Raw genomic sequence first — 24089 nt, 5'->3', positions numbered from 1 at the left:
GAAGGCGGGGAGCGGGCATGACGGCGACGGGCCTTTCCGTGGGCCGCCCGGTGGACGCCCCGCCGGCGCGCCGGTTCCGGCTGACGACGCCGGTGCTGCTGCTGGGGATCGCCGGGCTGGTCGTGCTGCTCTCGGTCGCCCGGGTGGTCACCGGGGCCAACGACATCACCTCGGCCGGCACGGTCAGCGCCGCGCTCGGCCTGGCCGTGCCCATCGGCCTCGCGGGCCTCGGCGGCCTGTGGTCGGAGCGGGCCGGCGTGGTCAACATCGGCCTCGAGGGCATGATGGTCCTCGGCACCTGGTTCGGGGCGTGGGGCGCCCTGCAGTTCCACAACCCGTGGGCCGGCGTGCTGGCGGGCGCGATCGGCGGGGCCCTGGGCGGCGCCGTCCACGCGGTCGCGACCGTGACGTTCGGCGTCGACCACATCATCTCCGGCGTCGCGATCAACATCGTGGGCCTCGGCTTCACCCAGTACCTGTCGAAGCTGGTCTTCGACGGCATGCCGGGCGGCGGCGCCAAGCAGTCGCCGCCGCTGCCGTCGCTGCCGACGCTGGGCATCCCGGGGATCGGCGACCCGCTGCGGTCGCTGGAGGCCCGGCACTGGTTCCTGCTGTCGGACGTGGCCGGGATCCTGCGGGGCGTCACCCAGAACGTCTCGTCGTTCACGATCCTGGCGATCTTGCTCGTGCCGCTGACGTTCTACCTGCTGTGGCGCACCGCCTTCGGGCTGCGCCTGCGGGCCTGCGGCGAGCGGCCGGTGGCCGCCGAGTCGCTGGGCGTCAACGTCTACCTGTACAAGTGGCTCGCCGTGCTCGTCTCCGGCTTCCTGGCCGGGCTCGGCGGGGCGTTCCTGTCGATCGTGGCCGCCGGGATCTACCGGGACGGGCAGACGGGCGGCCGCGGGTACATCGGCCTCGCCGCGATGATCTTCGGCAACTGGCGTCCCGGCATGCTCGCCGGCGGCGCCACCCTGTTCGGCTACACCGACGCCCTCCAACTGCGCCAGGGCGGCGCCTCGGTGCACGCGCTGCTGCTCGCCGTCGCCCTGCTGCTGGCCGCCGTCGCGGTCTACCAGCTCGTACGGCAGCGCAGGACCAGGGCGGCCCTGTTCACCGCGATCGGCGCGGTCGTCGTCTTCGTGGTGTTCGCCCTGACCCACACGGTCCCCGAGCAGTTCACCTCGTTCACCCCCCACCTGACCACGCTGCTGGTGCTGTCGCTGGCGTCCCAGCGGCTGCGCATGCCGGCGGCCGACGGCCTGCCGTACCGGAGGGGGCAGACGACATGACCGGACCCGCGAGCATCGACTGGGAGGCCCTGCGCGCCGAGGCGCGCGAGGCCATGGCCCACGCCTACGCGCCGTACTCGAAGTTCCCCGTGGGGGCCGCGGCCCTCGTGGACGACGGCCGGGTGGTCACCGGCTGCAACGTGGAGAACGCCTCGTACGGCGTGGGGCTGTGCGCCGAGTGCGGGCTGGTGTCGGCCCTGCACGCCGGCGGCGGCGGCCGCCTGGTGGCGTTCACCTGCGTGGACGGCCACGGGGAGCTGCTGATGCCGTGCGGGCGCTGCCGCCAGCTGCTCTTCGAGCACGGTGGCGGCGACCTGCTGGTGGAGACGCCCGATGGGCCGATGCGGATGGCGGACTTCCTGCCGTTCGCCTTCGGCCCGGACGACCTGTCGCGATAGGGGAGCGAGCATGGGGTTCGACGCGATCGAGATCATCAGCACCAAGCGCGACCGCGGGGAGCTGTCCACGGCCCAGATCGACTGGGTCGTGGACGCGTACACGCGGGGCGCGGTGGCCGACGAGCAGATGTCGGCGCTGCTGATGGCGATCCTGCTGAACGGCATGAACCGCCGGGAGATCGCGGACTGGACCCAGGCGATGATCCGTTCGGGCGAGCGGATGGACTGGTCGTCCCTCGACCGCCCGACCGCGGACAAGCACTCGACCGGCGGGGTCGGCGACAAGATCACGCTGCCGCTCGCCCCGCTGGTGGCGGCCTGCGGGGCGTACGTCCCGCAGCTGTCGGGCCGCGGCCTCGGCCACACCGGGGGCACGCTGGACAAGCTGGAGTCCATCCCCGGCTGGCGGGCCTCGCTGTCCAACGAGGAGATGCTCCAGGTCATCCGCGCGTCCGGGGCGGTCGTCTGCGCCGCGGGCGCCGGGCTCGCGCCGGCAGACAAGAAGCTCTACGCGCTGCGCGACGTGACCGGCACGGTCGAGTCGATCCCGCTGATCGCCTCCTCGATCATGTCCAAGAAGATCGCCGAGGGCACCGGGTCGCTCGTCCTCGACGTCAAGGTGGGCTCGGGCGCGTTCATGAAGAACGTGGCCGACGCCCGCGAGCTGGCCCGCACCATGGTCGCCCTCGGGACCGACGCCGGGGTCAGGACCGTCGCCCTGCTCACCGCCATGGACCGGCCGCTCGGGCGGGCGGTGGGCAACGGCCTGGAGGTCGAGGAGTCCGTCGAGGTCCTCGCCGGCGGCGGCCCCTCCGACGTGGTCGAGCTCACCGTAAGGCTCGCGAGGGAGATGCTGGAGGCCGCCGGGGTGGCGGGGGCGAAGGACCCCGAGGAGGCCCTGAAGGACGGCTCGGCCATGGACGCCTGGCGGCGCATGATCCGGGCCCAGGGCGGGGACCCTGACGCCCTCCTGCCGAAGGCGGCCGAGTTCGTCGAGGTCACCGCGCCGTCGTCCGGCGTGCTCGGCACGCTGGACGCCCTCAAGGTGGGCGTCGCCGCCTGGCGGCTCGGCGCCGGGCGCGCCCGCAAGGAGGACTCGGTGTCGGCGGGTGCGGGCATCACGCTGCACGCCAAGCCGGGCGACCGCGTCCGGGAGGGGCAGCCGCTGATGACGCTGCACGCCGACGAGACCGCCCGGTTCGAGCGCGCGCTCCAGGCCCTCGACGGCGCCTACGAGATCGGGGAGTCCGTCTCGGACGACCTGCTCCCGCTGGTCGTCGACCGCATCACCGCCTGACGGCCGGCCGCGTGCCTCGGTTCGTCGCCGGCGGCTCGGCCGCGTGCTCACGCGTTCATGTGACAGCAGGCCGCGCCTGAGCGTTGGGCGCCGGGCGCGTGACGGGCCGCCCAGCGGTCAGGCGGTGGCCGTGGTGCGGGAGGACTCGGCGGCGGTGGGCGCGGACTCCCCCAAGCAGGTCCCCGCGGCCGTGCCCTGCGCGGTGACCAGGTGCGGGAACAGGTGCGCGGCCAGGACGGCCCGGTGGGTCGGGGTGGCCTCGGCGTGACGCCTGCGGCCCTCGTCGGTGATGTGGACGAACACGCCGCGGCGGTCGGCCTCGCACAGCGCCCGGGCGACGAGTCCGTCGCGCTCCAGCCGCGCGATCAGCCGGGACAGGGCGCTCTGGCTGAGGTGGACCTGACCGGCGAGCTCCTGGACGCGCAGCTGGGTCCTGTCGTGGGACGAGCAGGTCGCCAGGTTCTCCGCGAGCCGCTCCAGCACCTCGAACTCGCTCACGCCGAGGCCGTGCTTGTCGCCCAGCTCCCGTTCCAGGGCGCAGGACACCTGGGCGTGGCGGGCGAGCAGCTCGCGCCAGGCCATCACCACGAAATCGGAGTCGGTCTCGTTCATGGGCACTCCCGACCGCCTTTCTTCGCGCGAGCCTACCATGCACGGTAATTATATGCAAACGCATTATTTGCTTGTGCATTGAATGCATGTGCATGTAAGTTCTCCGGCATGACCTCCTCCATACAAGACGCGCGCTGGGGGGCGCGCCTTTGGGGTGCCCTCACCGTCCTGTGCGCCGTGGTGTTCCTCGACGCCCTCGACGTGTCGATGGTCGGTGTCGCCCTTCCCTCCATCCAGGCCGACCTCGGCATGTCCACCTCGTCCCTGCAGTGGGTCGTGAGCGGCTATGTGCTCGGGTACGGCGGTCTGCTGCTGCTCGGGGGCCGGACCGCCGACCTGCTCGGCCGCCGCCGGGTGTTCCTCGCCGCGCTGGTGGTGTTCGCCGTCGCGTCGCTGCTCGGCGGCCTGATGACCGACGGCACGCTGCTGATCGCGGCCCGCTTCGTCAAGGGCATCAGCGCCGCGTTCACCGCTCCGGCGGCTCTGTCCATCATCACCACGACCTTCGCCGAGGGGCCCGCCCGCAACCGGGCCCTCAGCATCTTCACCGCCTGCGGCGCGAGCGGGTTCTCGCTCGGGCTCGTCCTGTCCGGGCTGCTGACCGAGATCGGCTGGCGCTGGACCTTCCTCATGCCGGTCCCGGTCGCCCTCATCGCGCTCGTCGCGGGCCTGCGCCTGCTGGCGCGGGGCGAGGAGCGCGGCGAGGGCGGGCACGACCTGTTCGGGGCCGTCGCCGTCACCGGCGCCATGCTGCTGCTCGTCTTCACGGTCGTCGAGGCGCCCAAGGTGAGCCCGGTGCGCACCGCGCTGTCGCTCGCCGGTTCTGCCGCCCTGCTCGGGCTGTTCGTGCTGATCGAGCGCCGGGTCCGGCACCCGCTCGTCCGCCTCGGGATCCTGCGGTCGGCGCCGCTGGCCCGGGCCAACATCGGGCTCGTCATCCTGTTCGGCTCGTACGTCGGCTTCCAGTTCGTGGCCATGCAGTACTTCCAGAACCTGCTCGGCTGGAGCGCCCTGCAGACGGCGTTAGCGTTCCTGCCGGCCGGGCTGCTGGTGGCGGTGACCTCGACGAAGATGGGCGGCCTCGCCGACCGCTTCGGCACCTCGCGGCTGATCGCCGTCGGGTCGGTCGCGCTGCTCGCGGGCTACGCCCTGTTCCTCCGGGTGGACCTCCACCCGAGCCTGCTGACGATGGTGCTGCCGGGCATGGTCCTACTGGGCATCGCGTTCGCCCTGTCGTTCCCCTCGCTGAACATCCAGGCCACGGCGGGCGTGCCCGACGAGGAGCAGGGACTCGCCTCCGGGCTGCTCAACACCTCGGGCCAGGTCGGCGGGGCCGTCGTGCTCGCGATCGTCACGGCCGTGCTGACCGCCGGCACGGGCGGGGACCCCATCGTGCGCTTCCGCGCCGCGATCATCGTGTCGGCGCTGTTCGCCCTGATCGGCCTCGGCGTCGCCCTCACCGGCGTCCGGCAGCGGCCGCGCGTGCCGGAGGCTGTCGAGGAACGGGTGCTCGAAGCGGCCTGACCACTCTCACTCCAGGGGCGTCCCGGTTCTCCGGGGCGCCCCTTCGCCGCGTTCGGGAGGGGTCAGGGCGCCGCGATCACGCCGGGGACCCAGGTGGCCGGGAGGCGGCCCGTCCCGCCCAGCGCGATCGGGCGGGCCGACCCGCTGCGCACGTCGACCGCCTGAAGGGTCATCCCGTCGTCCCCGTCCTCGCCGGCCGTCCGCGCGGCCTCCACGAGGACCTCGTGGTCGTCGGCCCAGCCGCGGACGCCGAGCAGACGCGTGCGGGACGCGAGCGCCGCCTCGACCCGGCCGCGCAGCCGTCCGGTGGCCACGTCCATGGTCACCAGCAGGCCGTGGTCGCCCTGACGCGGATGGGCGCGCTCGGACGCCAGGGCCAGCAGGCGGCCGTCGGGGGACGGCGCGGCCCCGGCGCCGAACAGGGCGGGGTCGACGCGGACGTGGCTCAGCACCCGTCCGTCCGGCCGGATCCGCACGAGCGTCGTGGTGCGGAGGCGGCCCGGCGCGTGGGGGTCGTCACGGGTGAGCGTGGCGGTGAGCGTGCCGTTCTCGGCCACGGCCAGCACCTCGACGCGCTGCGGCAGCACCCAGGTCCGGTTCCTGGTGAAGTCGTGCAGGCGGGGCTTCGGCGCGCGGGCCCCGGCGCCGAAGTCGACGGCGATCCACCGCCCCGCAGGGGAGATGACCAGGCCCGTGTCGTGCGGGATCCGCTCCATCCCGTCGGAGATCTCGCTCCACTCGGGGACCGAGTGCCGCCTGTCCATCACCACGAAGTCGGGCAGGTTCGTGCTGAAGTAGGCCATCCGGTTGCCGTCGGCGCTCACGGCGAACTGCAGCCGCCGTCCGGTCCCCTGGCCGAGGTCGACGTCGGGGACGCGCCACTGCTCGCCCCCGGTCGTGACCACGCGCCACTGCTCACAGACCGGGCCGCCGCCTGCCTCGTCGTTCGCCTCGTCGCCCTCCTCGACCTCGTCCTCGAAGCCGGTGCACGAGCCCCGGTACGCGTACCGGATCGGGTCGCGCACAACGGACGGCAGCGGGCCGGGCGTCCCGTCGGGCCCCTCGGCGGGAGACGCCTCCTTGGGCATCGTCGTCATGGGGCTGTGGACGGGGACGGCGGAGGCGTCCTGCGCCCTGCTCACCACGGCCGCCAGGCCGAACGCGAACGGCGTCACGACGAGGGCCGCCATCGTCACGACGACGCTCGTGGTGAAGGCCGTCCTGCGGGCCCGATGCCGGACCACGGAGTCGAGCACGCCGGCCACGAAGCCGTCCTCGGCGTCTCCATCCGCCGGGGTCACGGCGAGGGCGGGATCGAGGGCCGGAGCCTCGCGGGCGAGGCCGGCGTCGATCGGCGGTGCGCGGTGGGCGTCGAGCGGCGGTGCGTGGCGTGCGAAGGGTGGCGCCTCGCTGGCGAGGCCGGCCAGGGCGCGCCGCAGCCCCTCGTGCCAGGGGTCCTCCCCGGCGTCCTCCGGCCGCCACGCGTCGCCCGGGTGCCGCGGTCCGCCGTCGCCGCCGTGGCCGTCGCCGCCGTCGGGGCCGCCGTCCCGCCCGTTCCCGTACGGAGACCCGTCGGGGGACGCCCACGGGCCCAGCTCCGGCGGCGAGGAGGGGGACACCCACGGCGGCATTCCCGAACCGGACGCCGCGGCCGTCTCCCGCCGGGCGGGCTCGTCCGGGCCGGGGGTGGGCGGCGGGTCCGAGGACGCCGACGCCGTCTCCTCGTCCGCTTCGCGGGCTTCCTCCGGTTCCTCCGGGGCGTACCCGGCGAGGTGGGGGAGGCGGCGGCGCAGCTCCGCGAGGGCCGCGGCGGTCTCGGCGCCGGCGGTCGTGGGCTTCGTGCGGCACAGGTCGGCGGCCTGCCGTTCGCCGGCGCCCTCGTGGAAGCGGGCCACGACCAGCGCCCGCCCACGCGGCGGCAGCGCCGCCAGCGCGGCCACGAGACCGGCGCGATCGGCTGAGGACGAGTCAGCCGGGAACGAGCCGACCCGGGAAGAGCCGGCGGAGTCGGCCGGGGACGAGCCAGCCGGGGACGAGTCAGCCGGGAACGAGCCGACCCGGGAAGAGCCGGCCGAGTCGGCCGGGGAAGAGACGGGCTTGGAGGCGTCCGCGGACGGCATGCGCGGGGAGCGCGTCCGTCTGAGGCCGGCCGCGAAGAGCGCGGCACGGGCCTCGTGGGCGGGGAACGACCAGCGCACGGCGCTCCAGCGGTCCGCCACGGACGTCAGCGCCGCCTCCACCAGCCGACGGCTCGCGGACGCGTCGCCGGTCAGCAGGTAGGCCGTCCGCGCCAGCACCGGCGCCTGGTCCGCGGCGAAGGCGGCGAACCCCGGCAGCTTCCGCATCGCCGCGCCCCGTCCGGCCGAGGGGCGGCTCCGGCTCGGTCTGTCGATCACGGTCCACGTCCTGGTCGTCTGATCGTAAATACGCATTCGTCGCGCTCGTTGGCATTCGGGGCGCTCAGAGTAGCCGAACGTGTGAACCCACGACATGATCCCCGCATCTAACGGGCGGACAGCAACGCGAAAGAAGCCCGTCATGATCACCCGTCCCGCCCTCGCCCTCCTCCTGCTCGCCGCTCTCACCGCCTGTGGAGGCGGCGGCGCGGCGGGCTCGCCGGCGCCGTCCTCCGGGCCGGCCGTCCCGACCGCCGTGACCACCTCCACCGCTGCCGCCGCCACCGGAGGCCCGGACGCGAGCGCGCCGGCCTCTCCCGGCGGGCCGGGCGCTTCGAGCGAGCCTCCGCCGCCCACCTCGACCGAGCCGGTACGGGTCGAGCGCGGCCCCACGGACCCCCCGATCGTCACGGGCGTCCGGTACGCGGCCCACGACGGCTACGACCGGGTGGTCATCGAGCTGAAGGGGCAGATGACCGGCTACACGGCCGACTGGGTCGACAAGCTGCTGCAGGACGGGTCGGGGACGCCGGTGAGCGCCCGCGGCGGGGCCTATCTCCAGCTCACGCTGGTCCCGGCGAGCGCGCACGACCTGGAGGGGAGACGCACGTGGCCCGGCCCCCGCCAGGTGGCCGCGAACCTGCCCAACGTCACCCGCATCGTCAACAACGGCGACTTCGAGGGCGTCGTCAGCGTCGGACTCGTGCTCGACCACCGGGCGCCGTTCCGGGTGACCGAGCAGCGGGGGCCGACCCGCCTCGTGATCGACGTGGGACGCTGACAGACTGGGCGGCATGGTCAGGAGGATCGACGAGCCCACCCGCATCCCCGTGCCGGGTGGCAAGGTCATTGACGAGTTCGTCGGACGTGTGAACAGCGGGGACGACCGGATCTCCATCGCGCGGATGGTCGCGCCGCCCGGGTGGGAGGAGCCGGCGCAGACGCCGGAGTTCGCCGAGTACACGCTGGTGCTGTCGGGCTCGGTCGTGGTGGAGCACGCCGGGGGCACGACGGTCGTGGAGGCCGGGCAGGCGTTCGTGAGCGAGCCGGGAGAGAAGATCCGCTACAGCTCCGGGCCGTCCGGGGCCGAGTACGTGGCGGTGTGCCTGCCGGCGTTCTCGCCGGAGACCGCCAACAGGGACGAGTGAGAATCGGCAGGTCCGGCCCGGGGACGCCCCCGCGCCCGGCCATAGGATTGCGACATGAGCGACCGGAGCGAGGAGGGCGGATGAGCGAGCGGAGCGAGCGCATCGGCCGGCGCGGCGTCATCGGCGGACGCCGCCCCGAGCCGCGCGGGGAGGTGTCCGCATGAGCCGGCTGCCCTCTCTGGAGGAGATCCGCAAGGCTCCGAAGGTGCTGCTGCACGACCACCTGGACGGCGGGCTGCGCCCGGCGACGATCATCGATCTCGCCCGTGAGAACGGCCATGAGCTGCCGTCGTACGACCCGGACGGCCTCGGCGAGTGGTTCCGCGACGCGTCCGACTCGGGGTCGCTGGAGCGCTACCTGGAGACGTTCGCCCACACGGTCGGCGTGATGCAGACGCGCGAGGCCCTGGTGCGGGTCGCCGCCGAGTGCGCGGAGGACCTGGCGGACGACGGCGTCGTCTACGCCGAGGTCCGCTTCGCGCCGGAGCAGCACACGTCGGCCGGGCTCACCCTCGACCAGGTGGTGGAGGCCGTGCTGGAGGGCTTCCGTCAGGGCTCGGCGGGCCCGGACGGGGAGCCGAGGATCCGCGTCGGCACGCTGCTCACCGCCATGCGCCACCAGGCGCGGTCGATGGAGATCGCCGAGCTCTCCGTGCGCTACCGCGACCTCGGCGTGGTCGGCTTCGACATCGCCGGCGCGGAGGCGGGCTACCCGCCCACCCGGCACCTCGACGCGTTCGAGTACCTGCAGCGGGAGAACGCCCACTTCACGATCCACGCGGGCGAGGGATTCGGGCTGCCCTCGATCTGGCAGGCCATCCAATGGTGCGGGGCCGACCGGCTCGGCCACGGCGTGCGGATCATCGACGACATCGCGGTGTCCGGGGACGGGGAGGCCAAGCTCGGACGGCTGGCCGCCTACGTCCGCGACAAGCGGATCCCGCTGGAGATGTGCCCGACCTCCAACGTGCAGACGGGGGCGGCGCCGTCGATCGCCGGGCACCCGATCGGCCTGCTCCGCCGGCTCTACTTCCGGGTGACGGTCAACACCGACAACCGGCTCATGAGCAGGACGAGCCTGTCGGGGGAGTTCGCCGCGCTGGTGGAGGCGTTCGGCTACGACTGGGACGACCTGCAGTGGTTCACGGTCAACGCCATGAAGTCCGCGTTCATCCCGTTCGACGAGCGGCTGTCGCTGATCAACGGCCTGATCAAGCCCGGCTTCGCCCAGCTGAAGTGGCACGCGTGAGCAGGCAGACGTACCGGTCGAGGCTGGCCTGGCTCTTCGGCTGGGCCTGGCTGGTGTTCACCGCCTGGAATGTCTGGGACCTGGTCGCGCACGGCTCGATGCCGTCGGCGCTGATCGCGGGCTGCGTGCTCGGCGTGCTCACGGCGCTGGTGTTCCTCATGGCGCTGCGCCCGGCGATCGTGGCTGAGGACGGCGGGGTACGGGTGCGCAACGTGCTGCGCGACGCCTACATCCCCTGGAACGCCGTGGACGACGTGATCGTGGCGAGCACGATCGTCATCGAGTCGGGGCCCCTGGCCGTCCGCTGCTGGACCCCGCAGGCCACGGCCAGGGAACGGGCCAAGGCCGCGAGCCGGGCGAGCAGGGCCCTCTCCTCGTCCCGTACGTCGAAGGCGGAGCGGGCGGCGGCCGAGGCCGTCGGCGGGCGCACCCACGCCGACTGGGTGGCCCAGCAGCTCACGGAGATGAGCAGGACCCGGCGGGAGACCGCGGCGGGCGAGACGCGCGTCACCTGGTCGCCGTGGGCGGTGGCGGCCGTCGCCGCCGCAGTCGCGCTGGTCGTCGTGACGATCGTCCTCGCCTGATCCGCTCCACCTCGTGACGTCCCGGCCGGGGCGGCCGGGACGTGTGGCCTGATCGCCGGGACCCCGGGGGGTCCCGGCGCCGGGCTCACAGGCCGAGGGCGACGGCCAGGTCCTTCCTCAGGGCCTCCAGGTCCCGCGCGCCCTTCGCGCGGGCAGCGGCCACGTCGCCGCCGTCCACCGGGACGACGACCTCCAGGTAGCACTTGAGCTTGGGCTCGGTGCCGCTGGGCCGTACGACGATCCGGGCGTCTGCGGCGAGGCGGTAGCGCAGGCCCTCGGTGGGCGGGAGCCCGCCGGCGCCCTCCGACAGGTCCTCCACCGACTCCACGGCCCTGCCGGCCAGCTCGACCGGCGGGTGGGCGCGCAGGCGCTCCATCGCCTCGGCGATCAGCGACAGGTCCTCCACCCGGAACGAGAGCTGGCCGGTCGCGTGCAGGCCGTACCGGCGGGCCTGCTCGTCGAGCAGGTCGAGCAGTGTCAGGCCGTCCCGCTTGGCGGCGGCGGCCAGCCCGGCCACGGCCAGCGCGGCGCCGATGCCGTCCTTGTCGTGCACCGGCAGGCCGGCGTCCGAGCCGACGCTGTAGCCGAGCGCCTCCTCGTAGCCGAACACCAGGCCCGGCCCCGACTTCATGATCCACTTGAAGCCGGTGAGGGTCTCGGCGTGCCGCACGCCGTACGCCTCGGCGATCCTGCCGAGCAGCGACGACGACACGATCGAGGTGGCCACCAGCCGGTCGTCCCCGGTGGTGTGCCGCAGCACGTGCTCGGCCAGCAGGCCGCCCACCTCGTCGCCGGTCAGCATGCGGTAGCCCCCGCCCGGCAGCTGCGTGCCGGCCGCGCACCGGTCGGCGTCGGGGTCGTTGGCGACGACCAGGTCCGCGCCGATCGAGGCGGCGAGGTCGAGCGCGAGGTCCATGGCGCCCGGCTCCTCCGGGTTGGGGAACGCCACGGTCGGGAAGTCGGGATCGGGCTTCGTCTGCGCCCCGACCATGGCCGGAGCGGCGAAGCCGGCCCTGAGGAACGCCTGCGACAGCGTCGAGCCGCCGACGCCGTGCATGGGCGTGTAGGCGACCGACAGGTCCCGGGCGTCGCCGATCGGCAGGGACGTCACGGCCTCCAGGTACGGCTCGACGATGTCGCCGTGCCCGAGCGTCGTCCATCCCTCGCCGAGCGGGAGCTCGTCCACCCGGCCTACGGCGTCGATGGCGTGGGAGATCTCCTGGTCGAGCGGCGGCACGATCTGCGCGCCGTCGCCCCAGTAGACCTTGTAGCCGTTGTCCCTGGGCGGGTTGTGCGACGCGGTGACCATCACGCCCGCGTCGGCGCCGAGGTGCCGGACGGCGAAGGCCAGGACCGGGGTGGGCCATCTGGCGCCCATGACCGAGGCCCGCAGCCCCGCACCCGTGAGCACGGCGGCCGTGTCGGCGGCGAACACGTCCGAGTTGTGCCGGCCGTCGTAGCCGATCACGACGTGCTTCCCGGGACCGAGGACCCGGGCCAGCCCCGCGGCGGCCCGCATGACCGTGACGCGGTTCATCCGGTTGGGTCCGGCGCCCAGCTCGCCGCGCAGGCCCGCCGTGCCGAACTCGAGCTTGACCCCGAACCGGTCACCCAGCGCGGCCAGGTCCTCCCGCTCCAAGAGGTCGTCCAGCTCGGCCCGCGTCCGCGGGTCGGGATCCTGGTCCCGCCACTCACGGGCGAGCCGTACGAGGTCGGTGGGGGTCACGCGTTCTCCTTGCCGTTCTTCCTGGAGCCTGCCGGCTCTTCCCTAGAGCTTGTCGACGACCTTGGCGAGGAGCCCTCCCATGCGGGCGGCCGTCGCGCGGCCGACCTCCAGGACCTCCTCGTGGTTGAGCGGCTCGCCGACCAGGCCCGCGCCCGGGTTGGTCACCAGGGAGACGCCGAGGACCTCGGCGCCCGCCTCCCGGGCGGCGATCGCCTCCAGCACGGTCGACATGCCGACGAGGTCGCCGCCGAGCGTGCGCAGCATCCGGATCTCCGCCGGGGTCTCGTACGTCGGGCCGCGGAAGGCCACGTAGACGCCCTCGGCGAGGGACGGGTCGACCTCGCGGGCCAGCTCCCGCAGCCGGCGGCTGTAGACCTCGGTGAGGTCGACGAACGTCGCGCCGGTGATCGGGTTGCTCCCGGTCAGGTTGATGTGGTCGCTGATCAGGACGGGGTCGCCGACGTTCTGGGTCTCGGGGCGCAGCCCGCCCGCGGCGTTGGTGAGCACGACGGTGCGGGCGCCGGCCGCGACGGCCGTGCGGACCCCGTGCACCACCGGCTCGACCCCGCGGCCCTCGTAGAGGTGCGTGCGGCCGAGGAAGATCAGCGCGTTGAGCCCGGCGCCCGTCCGGACGGCGCGAATCGTGCCCGCGTGGCCCGCGACGGCGGGAGGGGAGAAGCCGGGCAGCTTGGTCACCGGGAACTCGGCGACCGTCTCGCCGATCGCGTCGGCGGCCGGCACCCAGCCGGAGCCCATGACGAGGGCGACGTCGAACGAGGCGGTGCCGGTGAGGTTCCTCAGCGTGGTCGCGGCCTCCGCCGCCAGCAGATACGGGTCGTTGGTCACTTCACGTAGCGTACAGAAGGGTACGAACCACGCCCGCCACACCGCCCGCGTGAATCGGCGGCGGAGACCCTCGGATGGAGGATCCCCGCCGCCGGGGGGCCGTTACGGCAGGGGCGCCGACGTGGCCGGCACGTTGTAGCCCCGCACCCGCAGGTACGGCGCCTGGCCGTGGAGGTCGGCGGTCAGGTAGGACGCGGTGATCCTCGTCGACTCGCCGGGCCACAGCGAGAGGTAGTTGCCGGAGTAGGTGACGGGCGCGACCTCGCCGCCGCCGTTCCCGGCCGTGACCTCCGGGCGCAGGAAGAACGCCAGGGTCGTCGCGCTCGTGTTGGTCAGCGTGATCGTGACGGTCTCCCGCCCCCCGCTCGCGGTACGGGCGGCCGCGGCGGTCACGCCGGAGTTGGACGGCAGGCTGTTCAGCCCGGTGAGGTTGGCGTAGGTCTTGGGCGTCGTCCGGTACCAGTTGCTCTTGTTGCCCAGCACGTCGGCCTGGGTGGAGTACCAGTACAGGTTGTCGCTCACGACCGCGCCCCCGGCGTCCTTCAGCTGGAGACGCAGGAAGTAGGTGGTCGACAGCCCCGTGAGCGCCGGGATGGTCAGGACCTGAGTGGAGGCGTTGGCGGGGGCGGTGACGGCCGCCTGCGTCGTGTACTTCTGCGCGAGGTCAGGGATGCTGTAGACCGACGCCGTCGCGGTCAGTCCGCCGCGGGCCGCGAGGCCGGAATTGACCACGAACACCTTCCTGGTGGCGTAGTCGTAGGCGATGTGCACCGGCTCGTTGGCCTTCTTGGCCCCGAAGTAGCCGCCGCCCGGCTTGAAGTAGTAGTCGTACAGGTTCCAGTGGACGGACGGCCAGGCGCTGTCGAGCATCCAGAAGATCGTGCCGAACGACTGGGTGTACTCGTGCGCGTTCCAGGCCTCGAAGAACGACCGCGTGTTCTCGTAGTTCTGCACCTCGGACTTCTTCGAGTACTCCGCGGCGCTCGCGACCGAGCCGTACCGGCTGGTCAGTCCTGTGGTGTACGGGGTGGTGTTGTCGAAGACGCTGCCCGGCGCGCCGGAGTGGTAGTTCCACGCGGTCCCGATCGGCCACTGGTCGGCCGGGGCGAGGAACTTCTGTAGGCTCTCCAGCGGCGGCGGCGCCTCGGTGCCCTCCTCGCCGGTGGTCCCGAACGCGCTGCCCGCCTTCGTGGTGTCCCACCACAGCACGGGCGGCTCCCAGACGTAGGGGCCGTCCATCTTCATGCCGGCGTTCGCGTTGGACCAGGTGGCGACGTTGTCGAGGGTCGGGTTCTGCCAGTGCAGCGCGGCGGCGACGTTCTTGTAGGCCGTGAGGTGCGCGGCGGTGGGCGGCTGGTCGCTGCCGTAGGTCCACAGGAAGGCGCTCGCGTGGGCGCGCATCGCCCGCATCTGGCTGTCGAGGGAGGCGGTGGCCACCTGCGCCTGCTCGGCGGACCAGCCGCTGTCGTCCTCCCAGGCGCTGCAGCAGACGAAGCCGGGCATGACCATGATGCCCGCCTTATCAGCCATGTCGTAGAGCTCCTCGTTGCCGAGGGTCCCCTCGAAGCGGATGGTGTTGAGGCCCATGTCCTTGACGTACTGGATGTGCGCCGCGTTGGTCGCGGTGTCCCAGCGCTGGAGCAGGTCCCACATGTAGCCGCCGCCGCGGAACAGGATGTTCTGGCCGTTGACCTTGTATCCGGCGAAGGACGTCCCGTTGACGGTCGTCCGGTAGTCGGTGAACTGGCGGACGCCGAAGTCGATCGACCTGGTGTCGGAGGTCGCGCCGCCGGTCGCCGCCGACATCGAGAGCCGGTACAGGTCCGGCGTGCCGAACTGGTACGGCCACCACAGGGCGGGGTTGGCGAGGTGGAGCTGCGGATACGCCGCCGGCGTGAAGACGATCTCCCGCCGCTCGCCGGCGTTGAGCGTGACGTCCTGGCTGAACGACACGGTCGGATAGCCGGCCTTGGTGATCGTGCCGCTGACGGTCGTGGTGACCGGGGCGTTCGTCGCGTTCACGGCGTCGGCGTAGACGGTCAGGTCGGCGGCGTTCGTCGCGGGCAGCGGCAGGACGGTCCTGACGTACGGGTCGCGCAGGGCGACCGGGCCCGTGGTGTCGAGCAGCGTCCGCCCCCACAGTCCGGCGTTCATGTCGGGCGCCTCGGGGTTCCAGTCGACCGTGCAGAAGGACAGGTCCTTGCAGCCGTGGGCCGGCGGCGTCACCAGTATGGCGAGGGCGTTGGCCGCTCCGGGTCTGATCAGGCTCGTGACGTCGTACTCGTGGGCCACCATGGTGCCGACCGCGTTGGCGTCGATCCGGGTCCCGTTCAGCCAGATCTGCGCGCGGTAGCTGATTCCCTTGAAACGGAGCCAGTACACCTGGCCCGGGGTGAGCGCGGACGCGGTGAACTCGCCGCGGAACCACCAGTTCTGCCCCGTCAGGTCGGGGACGGACTTGAGGTTCTGGCCGAAGTAGATGTTCTGGTAGACGCCGGCGGCGGTCAGCCCGGCGAGGACGGTCGAGGGCAGCGTCACCGGGGTCCAGCCCGCGGTGCCGTAGCCGACCTGGGAGATGGCGGCGCCGGTGTCGGCGAGGCCGGTCGCCGACCTCAGCGCGAATCCGGTGGTCAGCTCCGTCGAGCTGACCGTGGCCGCGGTCGCGCCGCGGGCGTCGACGACACCGGCGGCGAGGACGACGAGCAGGAGCGCGAGCAGACGGGACAGGATCGGGCGGGAACGCCTGCGGACAACGGGCATGGAACGGACTCCTCACTGCGGGCGCCGGCCTGGTGGGGTGGTTCAGGCGGGCGGGGGAGCGGCGGCCGCCGGCGGCACGGTGGTGTCAGGAGCCGGCGGGCCAGGTCAGCTGGGTGGAGTGGTAGTAGTTGACGCCCATGACGTGCCAGCGGGGCCCCTGGGCGGCGAGCCGCTGCTTGAACGCCGTCCAGTCGTGGCTGGCGGCGGACGACCAGCCCAGCTCCATCAGCGCGGGCAGCCGGGGGAAGGCCATGTACTCGATGTCCGGCAGGCTCGTGATGGTCTCGGTCCACAGGGGCGCCTCGACCCCGAGGACCGAGGAGGCGCCGACGCCGCTGAGGTAGGCCCCCGGATCCCAGCCGTAGGCGGTCTTGACGTCGATGTATCCGGCCCAGTTCTGGCCGAGGGTCGTCCGGGAGTTGTATTTCATGTCCAGGTAGGCGCGGTTGGCGGGGGACATCAGGACCTTCGTGCCGCGCTGCGCCGCGCCCGCCACGGCCGAGTTCCGCGTGGTGGTGCCCCAGAACTGCGCCACCGTCGAGGGCAGCGGAGTCGCGTTGACGACGTCGTGCCAGCCGATGACGGTCTTGCCGTGCGCCGCCACGATCTGCTGGACCCGGTTGACGAACGCCGCGTAGTCCGCCGGCTGGGTCGACTGGGCCTCGTCGCCGCCGATGTGCAGGTAGGGCCCCGGCGTCAGCGCGGCGATCTCGCCCAGCACCTCGTCGATGAAGGTGTAGGTGGTCTCCTTCGAGGTGCACAGGGTGCTGAAGCCGACGTCCGTGCCCGTGTAGAGCGGCGGGGCGACCCCGTCGCAGGTCAGCTCGGCGTACGAGGCGAGGGCGGCGTTGGTGTGGCCCGGCATGTCGATCTCGGGCACGACCGTGATGTAGCGCGACGCGGCGTAGGCCACGATCTCCCGGTAGTCGTCCTGCGTGTAGTAGCCGCCGGGGCCGCCGCCGACCGCGGTGCTCCCGCCATACGTCGCGAGCCTGGGCCGGCTGGTGATGGCGATGCGCCACCCCTGGTCGTCGGACAGGTGCAGGTGGAGGTAGTTGGCCTTGTACAGGGCGATCTCGTCGATGTAGCGCTTGACGGTCGCCACCGGGAAGAAGTGCCGGGCGACGTCGAGCATGGCCCCCCGGTAGCCGAACCTGGGCTGGTCGACGATGTGCCCGCCCGCGACCGGCCACGGCCCCGGCTGCGCCGTGCCGCTCTCGGCGGCGGCCGGCAGCAACTGGCGCAGCGTCTGGACCGCGGCGAACAGGCCGGCGGGCCGGGCGGCCCGCACCACGATCGACCCGGCCGTCACGTCCAATTGGTAGCCCTGGTCGCCGACGCCGCCGGGAGCCCCGGACAGCAGCAGTGAGATCCCGTCCGTGGGGGTGGTGCTGGTCGCGGCGCCGACCGGCAGGGGGAACCCGGTCGAGGGGCGCAGGAGTCCGGCCAGGTACGCGCCGACGGACGCGGCGGCGGCGGAGCCGGGCTCGGTGTGGATGGCCGTGGCGGAGGTGATCTGGTAGGCGACGCCCGACGCGGGCACCGCGGTGGCCGGTGCCGGGACGACCGCGCTGTAGGGGACCGGTGTGACGGCGGCCTCGGCCGGTCGCGGCGCCGCCACGCCGGTGGTGAGGACCGCCAGGCCGGTGGTCAGGGCGAGCACGAGGGCGGGGAGTCCGCGCCGCCTTCCAGGGACCTTCATCGACGCCTCCGGAGACGCTGGCGCCGCGGGCACGCCCGCCGCGCAGATCTTCGCCCCCGTCCTGTCCGTGACGATAAGTCGGCGTCAGACGTTAGTAAAGGTCCTTATTTTATTAACCGCGCGCCTGTACGCGGCCCGTGCCGGGGAGGGCCGTCAGTCGCCGAGCGACTTGCAGGGACGGGTGCGCAGGCCGGTGACGTAGTCGTCGGGCGCGCCCGCCTTCTCCGCGGCGTCGGCCAGGATGCCGAGATAGCGTGCCGAGGGGAGGCCGCCCTCGTAGGAGTCGAGGACGTAGGTCCAGGCCAGGACGTCCCCCTCCAGCGTGGCCACCCGCAGCCGTACCTTGCGGTAGATGCCGAGGTCGCTGCCCTGCCACCGGTCGAGGGAGGTCTCGTCCCATTCGGGCACGTCGTAGAGCACGACGAACACCTGCTCGGCGGAGTCCTCGACGATGGTCGCGAGGGCGCCCTCCCAGCCGACGTCCTCGCCGCCGAAGGTCAGCCGCCAGCCCTGGATCCAGCCGGTGCCCCGCATCGGGGAGTGGGGAGCCCACTCCGCCATCTGCTTGGGGTCCATGTTGCTGCCGTACGCCGCGTATACAGGCACGGCAACCAAGCCTAAACCAAGATCCCCCCACTTGGACGGCGCCGCGAGCCCGCCTCGCCGGAGGCGAGCCAGACAAAGGAGGGGATTCCGCGTAGTCGGGCGGTTACCGTCACCCTCATCGGAACGTGCGGTCAGTATGCGAGACAATGGGGCATGTGACGAGGATTGTGATCATCGGTGGCGGCCCCGGCGGATACGAGGCGGCGCTCGTCGCCGCGCAACTGGGGGCGCAGGTGACCGTGGTCGAGGAGGAGGGCCCGGGCGGCGCCTGTGTGCTCACCGACTGCGTGCCGTCCAAGACCTTGATCGCCACCTCCGTCCGTAAGCAGGCGCTGCTCGACGCGTCGTCGCTGGGCGTCCACTTCAGCGGCGGCCCCGATGGTGACGTGGGCGGGGTCACGGCCGAGATGCCCCTGGTGAACAAGCGCGTGAAGGAGCTGGCGCAGGCCCAGTCGGGGGACATCGCGGCCCGCCTGGCGGCCGAGGGCGTGGAGGTGATCCGGGCGACCGGGCGGCTGGTCGACCCGCAGGTCGTCCGTGCCGGCGACCGCACGATCCGCGCCGACGTCGTGATCGTCGCCACGGGCGCGCACCCGCGGGTGCTGCCCGGCGCCGAGCCGGACGGCGAGCGGATCCTGAGCTGGCGTCAGCTGTACGACCTGCAGGAGCTGCCCGAGCACCTGATCGTGGTGGGCTCCGGCGTCACGGGCGCCGAGTTCGCCGGGGCGTACCAGTCGCTGGGCTCCCAGGTGACCCTCGTCTCGTCGCGGGACCGGATGATGCCGAACGAGGACGCCGACGCCGCGGAGGTGCTGGAGGAGGTCTACCGGCGCCGCGGCATGAACGTCATGGGCCGCTCCCGGGCGGCGTCGGTCAAGCGGACCGAGGACGGCGTGGTCGTCACGCTGGAGGACGGCCGCACGGCCGAGGGCACCCACTGCCTCATGACGGTCGGCATGGTGCCGAACACCTCCGGGATGGGGCTGGAGGACAACGGCGTGCGGCTCGACCGCAACGGGTTCATCGAGGTCGACAAGGTGTCGCGGACCTCCGCGCCCGGCGTGTACGCCGCCGGCGACTGCACCGGGGTGCTGATGCTCGCGTCGGTCGCGGCCATGCAGGGCCGGATCGCGGTGTGGCACGCCCTCGGCGAGGCCGTCCAGCCGATCCGCCTGGCCACCGTCGCGTCGAACATCTTCACCGACCCCGAGATCGCGGCCGTCGGCGTGTCGCAGAAGCAGATCGAGGCCGGCGAGATCGAGGCCAACGTCGTCAAGCTGCCGCTGGCCACCAACGCCCGGGCCAAGATGCAGGGCTTCAACGACGGTTTCGTGAAGCTGTTCTGCCGTCCCAACACGGGCATTGTGCTCGGCGGCGTGGTGGTGGCCCCCCGGGCGTCGGAGCTGATCCTCGCCGTGTCGGTGGCCGTCCAGCACCGGCTGACGGTCGACCAGCTCGCGCACACGTTCGCCGTCTACCCGTCGCTGTCGGGCTCGATCACCGAGGCGGCCCGCCGCCTGATGTCACCGCTTACCGCCGGTATCTGACAGCCGCGCCCGGACGTGCTCCAGGGCCCTGCGGCCCTGCGCCACGGCCGTCGCCGCGCCCTGCAGCTCGTACGGCGTCTGGGCCACGTCGAGGACCCGCCGCGCGGCCTCGTAGGCGTCGAGGGCCGCCTGCCACTCGCTGACCGGGCCGCTCACCTGGTTGATCTTCATGTCGAAGTCGAGGGACTCGATCTCCTCGCCGAAGCGGATCACGTCCTCCTCGGCGGCGTGCCGGGCGACCGCCATGGCCGCGACGAACCGCTCCTTGCGCCGGTGGGACACGCCCCACACCAGCAGCGTGAGGCTGAGCCCGAGCCCGCTGAGGATCACCAGGACCAGCGCGGCCGGGAACGGCCGAGAGGGGGCGTCCCCGGAGGCCGTCGCCCCGCCGTCGTCGTCGCCGGTGGCGGGGCCGGTGATCGCGGTCTCGGGGATGTCCTTGCCCTCGCCCCGGGTGCCGGTGAGGTTGAGGTGCTGCGCCTGGGTGAAGTCCGCCCGGTCGACCGTGGCCCCGTGGAGGTCGGCCCCGTCGAGATCGGCCTGCGTCAGCTCGGCGTCGGACAGGTCCACGTCCTTCAGCACGGCGTTCTCGAGCTCCGCCTGGCCGAGCTTGGCGTCGCTCATCTTGGCCCGGGTGAAGTCGGCTGTACGGCCCTTGATCTGGCCCAGGGTCGCCTTCCGGAGGTCGGCGTCGATGAGCTTGGCGTCGACGAAGTTCGCCTGGGTCAGCACGGCCCGGGTGAGCACGGCCTCGGTGAGGTCGGCGTGCGGGAACTGCGCCTGGCTGGCCTGGGCGTCCGTGAGGACGGCCCCGCGCAGGTCCGCGTGCTTGGCCTCCATCTGGCCGAGGTCGGCGTCGGACAGGTCGGCGCCCCTCAGGTCGGCGTAGTCGAGGTGCGCCTGCGAGAGGTCGGCCTCCTTGAGCGAGGCGTCGCGCAGGATGGCGCCGGTGAGGTCCTTCTGGATGAGGTCGACCTCGTCGAACTTCGCCCCGGTGAGGTCGGCGCACCGCAGGTCGGTGGGGAGCGTGGCGCCGCCGGTGAAGTCCTTGCCGCGCAGCCGTGGTCCGCTGCCGGGCTTGCACGGGCCGGTCGCCGCGCTCGACGCGACGGCGACCGCGCCCGTAGGGGCGGCGGTGCTCGCGTGGGCGGCGCCCGCGGGGACGAGCGTGAAAAGGGCAGCGGCGATTAGGGGGGCGATACGACGCACGGGGGGCCTCCTGAGGGAACGCCCCGAGTTTCTCACGGGATCTTGAATCCCACTTGCAAGCCGCCAACGTGCCCCGGGCCGTGACACTCGCCCCGAAACGCCGACGACCCCGCGCCGATTGCGCGCGGGGTCGTCCAGGCCGTCGTCAGGTCACCGGCAGGCGGTCACCTCGGTGCGGGGCGCGTCACCAGTCGCCGCCACCGAAGTCGCCGCCACCGAAGTCGCCTCCGCCCCAGTCACCGCCGCCACCCCAGTCGCCGCCTCCGCCGCCGAAGTCGCCACCGCCGCCGAAGTCGCCTCCACCGCCGAAGTCGCCTCCGCCGTCCTGCAGGCCCTCCTGGTAGCCGGACTCGTACCCGGCGCCGTAGCCGCCCCAGCCGCCGCCCCAGCCACCGCCGAAGGCGCCGCCGAGCATGGTGCCGACCAGCATGCCGGTCAGCAGGTCGCCCCCGAAGCCGCCGTAGTAGCCGTACGCGTAGGGCTGGTACATCGGGCCGGCGTCCCAGTAGGGCCGGCGGTGGCCGTTGACCACGACCTCGCGCATCTGCGGGTCGAAGCCGCGCTCGACGGCCTCGGCGTCCGCGGCGCAGGCCGGCACGTCGCGGACCGCGCCGCCGGGCGGAGCCCAGCGCACGGTGCGGACGGACGGGCCGTGCTGCGGGTTGAAGAAGCACGGCGGGAGCCGTTCGGGCAGCGGCTGGTTGTTCACGCGCGCCTTGACGCAGGCGAGCGCGTAGCGGCCGTCCTCCAGCGTGGCGGTCACCGTGCGGAGCTCATCGGGCCGCTTCACGGCGGCGAGCTCGTTCTTGGCCCGCTCGTAGGAGTCGAGCGCGCGCTGCCAGTCGCTGGTCGTGCCGTCCGACTGCGGCAGCATCTTGACGTCCGTGTCCAGCGCGGTGATCTCCTCGCCGAACTTGGTGACGTCCTCCTCGACCGTCTGCTTGACGGCGGCCAGCTCGGCCGCCTCCCGCTCCTCACGCTTCCGCCTGCTGCGGCGGGAGAAAATCCACAAACCGGCACCTCCGACGACAGCGATGCCCAGGATCCCGACGAGCACACCGGCTCCGCCGTTGGACTCCTTCTGGCTCCCGGTGGCGAGGGCGCCCTTGCGGTCCCCGGCCGCGTACTTGTCGACCCGGCTGACGAAGTCCTGCATGCCGCCGACAACGTCACGCGGGTTGTTCCCCACGGACAGCTCGGCCAGCCGCCCGGCGACGTTCTTCGGCAGTGCGCTCGATCCGGCGAACAGGTTCGTGCCGTCCAGCACGGCGACGGTCGCGGACGACCGCCCGGCCCGCGCGAGCGACTGGCCCAGGCTGGTGATGTAGCCGCCCGCCTGCTGGTTCGAGGTGATCGTCCCGTCCGGGAGCGCCACCGCGTAGATCTTGGTGTCGCCTCCCTTGATCGCCTCGCGGATGTCGTTCTGCTGCGAAGACGACAGGGGAGCGCCGCTCTGGACGAAGAGCGGGTCGCCGCTCCTCCAGGACGCCAGGACCGTGGCCGGGTCCGGAGGGGCGGCCGCGAGTGCGGCGGGCGACAGCGAGATCAGCGCGACAAGGCCGACGAGCAGCGCCGCCACGGCGGCCCCCACGCGGCCCAGCGGTTTCTTCATGGTCACGGCTTCAAGCCTCCTTCGCCCTACAGGACGAACGGCAGGGCGTGATGGTTCCTCAAGGAAAACCTATCCGTTCGGCTCCGCCGGGGCCGTGGGCCCGGCCTCGCCCGCGGCGGCCCTGATCTCGTCCAACAGGACGGCGAGGTCGTCCGTCGTGGTCTCCCGGTTGAGGAAGCACGCCCGGAGGGCCTCCACGCCGCCGATCCGGGTGCCCGTGAGGAAGGCCCGGCCGCGACGCCGTACCAGCCCGGGGAGGGCCCGGTTGAGGACGTCCAGGCCGTCGTCCCGACCGGAGGCGGGACGGTACCGGAAGGCGGTGACGGACGTGGTGACGGGGGCGAGCCGCTCGAAGTCGCCGGCGGCGTCGACCATGGCCGCGAGCGTCCGGGCGAGCCGCGAGCAGTGCTCGACGAGATCGGCGATCCCCTCCCGGCCGAGGTGGGAGATCGTCGCCCAGGCGCGCAGCGCGCGGAAGGGCCGGGTCTGCTCGGGGCCGTACTCGGCCAGCCATCCCAGGCCGTCGGCGTCGTCGTCGCGCAGGTAGGCCGGGACGAGGCTGAACGCGTCGCGGGCCGGGCCGGGATCGCGGAACAGGACGCAGCCGCAGTCGACCGGCACTCCGAGCCACTTGTGCGGGTCGAGGGCCAGGGAGTCGGCCCGCTCCATCCCCGCGTAGCGGGATGCGGCGCCGGGGGCGAGGACGCCGAGGGCGCCGTACGCGCCGTCCACGTGGAACCACATGCCGTGCTCGGCCGCCACGTCGGCGACGTCGCCGAGCGGGTCGACCGCGCCGGTGTTGACGGTGCCCGCGCTCGCGGCGACGCACAGCGGCAGCGCGCCCGCCTCGATGTCCCGCGCGACGGCCTCCCGGAGGGCGGCGACGTCCATCCGGAACCCGGCGTCCACTGGGACCACCCGCAGGCTCCGCCTGCCCAAACCGAGCAGTTCGACGGCCTTGCGCAGGCAGCCGTGGCCCTCGGCGGACATGTAGACGGTCATCGGGCGCCGCCCGTACAGCCCGTCCTCCCGCACGTCCCACCCGTCCAGGCGGGCCGCGCGCTGCCGGGCCGCGGCGAGGGCCACGATGGTCGCCATGGACGCGCCGCTGGTGAGCAGCCCGCCGCCGGGCGGGTGCGGGTAGCCGGTCAGGGCGGCCAGCCAGCGGACCACGGTGCGTTCCAGCAGGACGCCGGCGTGCTCCCCGCCGGCGCAGCTCGGGTTGAGCGCGGCGGCCGGCGCGGCCACGACGACGCCCGCCGGCGACGGTGCGGAGTTCACCCAGCCGAAGAACCGCGGGTGCCCGTTGCCCATCGGGTACGGCAGGACGCGGGTGCGCACGTCGTCGAGGATCGCGTCGAGCGGGCGCCCGGCCGCGGGAAGCTCCTGGCCGACCAGCCACTCCCGGTCGGCGTCCGCCACCGGCCGCCACACGGGCCCGTCCCTGACGTCCGCCAGATGGCCGGTCGCGAGGTCGGCGGCCGCCCGCCCCGCCGGACCGAGGTCGCCCTGCGCCGCCGTACCGGCCGTGCTCGGGTCGCCGTGGGAGGACGGGCCGCCAGGGCCCGGCGCGGAGCGGGCCAC

At 73.2% G+C, this 24089-nt stretch carries 19 protein-coding genes; 9 read left to right on the top strand and 10 right to left on the bottom strand.

Annotated features, from left to right (window positions below; all coding sequences use genetic code 11):
• Nucleotides 1-17: 17 nt before the first annotated feature.
• Genes MPTA5024_RS24285 through MPTA5024_RS24275 form a run of 3 tightly spaced genes read left to right on the top strand, consistent with a single transcriptional unit; the run spans nucleotide 18 to nucleotide 2984 of the window.
• Nucleotides 18-1289 carry an ABC transporter permease gene (locus tag MPTA5024_RS24285; protein WP_051458592.1) on the top strand — a complete coding sequence of 424 codons (1272 nt, stop codon included), beginning with the start codon at nucleotides 18-20 and terminating at the stop codon, nucleotides 1287-1289.
• Entirely contained in the window at nucleotides 1286-1687 is a 402-nt protein-coding gene (locus MPTA5024_RS24280) for a cytidine deaminase (protein WP_036328290.1), read from the top strand. The genes MPTA5024_RS24285 and MPTA5024_RS24280 overlap by 4 nt, the downstream gene beginning before the upstream one ends.
• A gap of 10 nt (nucleotides 1688-1697) precedes the next feature.
• On the top strand, nucleotides 1698-2984 hold the full coding sequence (locus MPTA5024_RS24275; RefSeq protein WP_036328283.1) for a thymidine phosphorylase: 1287 nt from the start codon (nucleotides 1698-1700) through the stop codon (nucleotides 2982-2984).
• A 117-nt stretch (nucleotides 2985-3101) separates the two neighbouring features.
• Here MPTA5024_RS24275 and MPTA5024_RS24270 read toward each other — a convergent pair whose 3' ends face one another.
• Nucleotides 3102-3596 (bottom strand): MarR family winged helix-turn-helix transcriptional regulator, encoded by a 495-nt coding sequence (locus MPTA5024_RS24270; RefSeq protein WP_063794756.1) that lies wholly within the window; start codon nucleotides 3594-3596, stop codon nucleotides 3102-3104.
• A gap of 108 nt (nucleotides 3597-3704) precedes the next feature.
• On the opposite strand from MPTA5024_RS24270, the gene MPTA5024_RS24265 reads away from it, so the two are divergent.
• Nucleotides 3705-5120, top strand: coding sequence for an MFS transporter (locus tag MPTA5024_RS24265; RefSeq protein ID WP_036328280.1), 1416 nt, complete (start codon nucleotides 3705-3707; stop codon nucleotides 5118-5120).
• Nucleotides 5121-5182: 62 nt separating this feature from the next.
• On the opposite strand, the gene MPTA5024_RS24260 is transcribed toward MPTA5024_RS24265, so the two are convergent.
• A complete protein-coding gene (locus MPTA5024_RS24260) occupies nucleotides 5183-7516 on the bottom strand; it encodes a hypothetical protein (protein ID WP_051458591.1) in 2334 nt (777 codons plus the stop codon).
• Between the two features lie 142 nt (nucleotides 7517-7658).
• Between MPTA5024_RS24260 and MPTA5024_RS24255 the strand changes: the two genes are divergently transcribed.
• From MPTA5024_RS24255 to MPTA5024_RS24240, 4 genes are all read left to right on the top strand, one after another.
• Complete coding sequence (locus tag MPTA5024_RS24255; RefSeq protein ID WP_036328277.1) at nucleotides 7659-8297, top strand: AMIN-like domain-containing (lipo)protein; 639 nt, start codon at nucleotides 7659-7661, stop codon at nucleotides 8295-8297.
• A 13-nt stretch (nucleotides 8298-8310) separates the two neighbouring features.
• Nucleotides 8311-8664 carry a cupin domain-containing protein gene (locus tag MPTA5024_RS24250; protein ID WP_036328274.1) on the top strand — a complete coding sequence of 118 codons (354 nt, stop codon included), beginning with the start codon at nucleotides 8311-8313 and terminating at the stop codon, nucleotides 8662-8664.
• A gap of 160 nt (nucleotides 8665-8824) precedes the next feature.
• Complete coding sequence (locus MPTA5024_RS24245) at nucleotides 8825-9913, top strand: adenosine deaminase (RefSeq protein ID WP_036328272.1); 1089 nt, start codon at nucleotides 8825-8827, stop codon at nucleotides 9911-9913.
• On the top strand, nucleotides 9910-10497 hold the full coding sequence (locus tag MPTA5024_RS24240; RefSeq protein ID WP_036328271.1) for a PH domain-containing protein: 588 nt from the start codon (nucleotides 9910-9912) through the stop codon (nucleotides 10495-10497). The genes MPTA5024_RS24245 and MPTA5024_RS24240 overlap by 4 nt, the downstream gene beginning before the upstream one ends.
• Before the next feature lie 85 nt (nucleotides 10498-10582).
• On the opposite strand, the gene MPTA5024_RS24235 is transcribed toward MPTA5024_RS24240, so the two are convergent.
• From MPTA5024_RS24235 to MPTA5024_RS24215, 5 genes are all read right to left on the bottom strand, one after another.
• Entirely contained in the window at nucleotides 10583-12223 is a 1641-nt protein-coding gene (locus MPTA5024_RS24235) for a phospho-sugar mutase (protein WP_036328270.1), read from the bottom strand.
• A gap of 42 nt (nucleotides 12224-12265) precedes the next feature.
• On the bottom strand, nucleotides 12266-13069 hold the full coding sequence (locus tag MPTA5024_RS24230) for a purine-nucleoside phosphorylase (RefSeq protein ID WP_036328269.1): 804 nt from the start codon (nucleotides 13067-13069) through the stop codon (nucleotides 12266-12268).
• 102 nt (nucleotides 13070-13171) lie between these two features.
• The gene (locus MPTA5024_RS24225) at nucleotides 13172-15829 is read right to left on the bottom strand and encodes a glycoside hydrolase family 2 protein (protein WP_036328268.1); all 2658 of its coding nucleotides are present in this window, start codon (nucleotides 15827-15829) and stop codon (nucleotides 13172-13174) included.
• An 85-nt stretch (nucleotides 15830-15914) separates the two neighbouring features.
• Nucleotides 15915-17531 carry a family 20 glycosylhydrolase gene (locus MPTA5024_RS24220; RefSeq protein WP_084369956.1) on the bottom strand — a complete coding sequence of 539 codons (1617 nt, stop codon included), beginning with the start codon at nucleotides 17529-17531 and terminating at the stop codon, nucleotides 15915-15917.
• A 153-nt stretch (nucleotides 17532-17684) separates the two neighbouring features.
• Entirely contained in the window at nucleotides 17685-18137 is a 453-nt protein-coding gene (locus MPTA5024_RS24215; protein WP_036328263.1) for a gamma-glutamylcyclotransferase, read from the bottom strand.
• A 155-nt stretch (nucleotides 18138-18292) separates the two neighbouring features.
• On the opposite strand from MPTA5024_RS24215, the gene MPTA5024_RS24210 reads away from it, so the two are divergent.
• A complete protein-coding gene (locus tag MPTA5024_RS24210; protein ID WP_036328262.1) occupies nucleotides 18293-19684 on the top strand; it encodes an NAD(P)H-quinone dehydrogenase in 1392 nt (463 codons plus the stop codon).
• Here the strand turns inward: MPTA5024_RS24210 and MPTA5024_RS24205 are convergent.
• From MPTA5024_RS24205 to MPTA5024_RS24195, 3 genes are all read right to left on the bottom strand, one after another.
• Nucleotides 19661-20893, bottom strand: a complete 1233-nt coding sequence (locus MPTA5024_RS24205) for a pentapeptide repeat-containing protein (protein ID WP_051458590.1) — start codon at nucleotides 20891-20893, stop codon at nucleotides 19661-19663. The genes MPTA5024_RS24210 and MPTA5024_RS24205 overlap by 24 nt on opposite strands.
• Nucleotides 20894-21077: 184 nt before the next feature.
• A complete protein-coding gene (locus MPTA5024_RS41255) occupies nucleotides 21078-22505 on the bottom strand; it encodes a hypothetical protein (protein ID WP_036329315.1) in 1428 nt (475 codons plus the stop codon).
• 69 nt (nucleotides 22506-22574) lie between these two features.
• Nucleotides 22575-24089, bottom strand: coding sequence for a pyridoxal phosphate-dependent decarboxylase family protein (locus MPTA5024_RS24195; protein ID WP_084369953.1), 1515 nt, complete (start codon nucleotides 24087-24089; stop codon nucleotides 22575-22577).

Origin of the sequence: Microbispora sp. ATCC PTA-5024 (assembly GCF_000511135.2) — a bacterium.
Lineage (GTDB): Bacteria > Actinomycetota > Actinomycetes > Streptosporangiales > Streptosporangiaceae > Microbispora > Microbispora corallina.
Note: the sequence above shows the minus strand (reverse complement) of the source record. Positions and strands in the feature narration are given on the sequence as shown.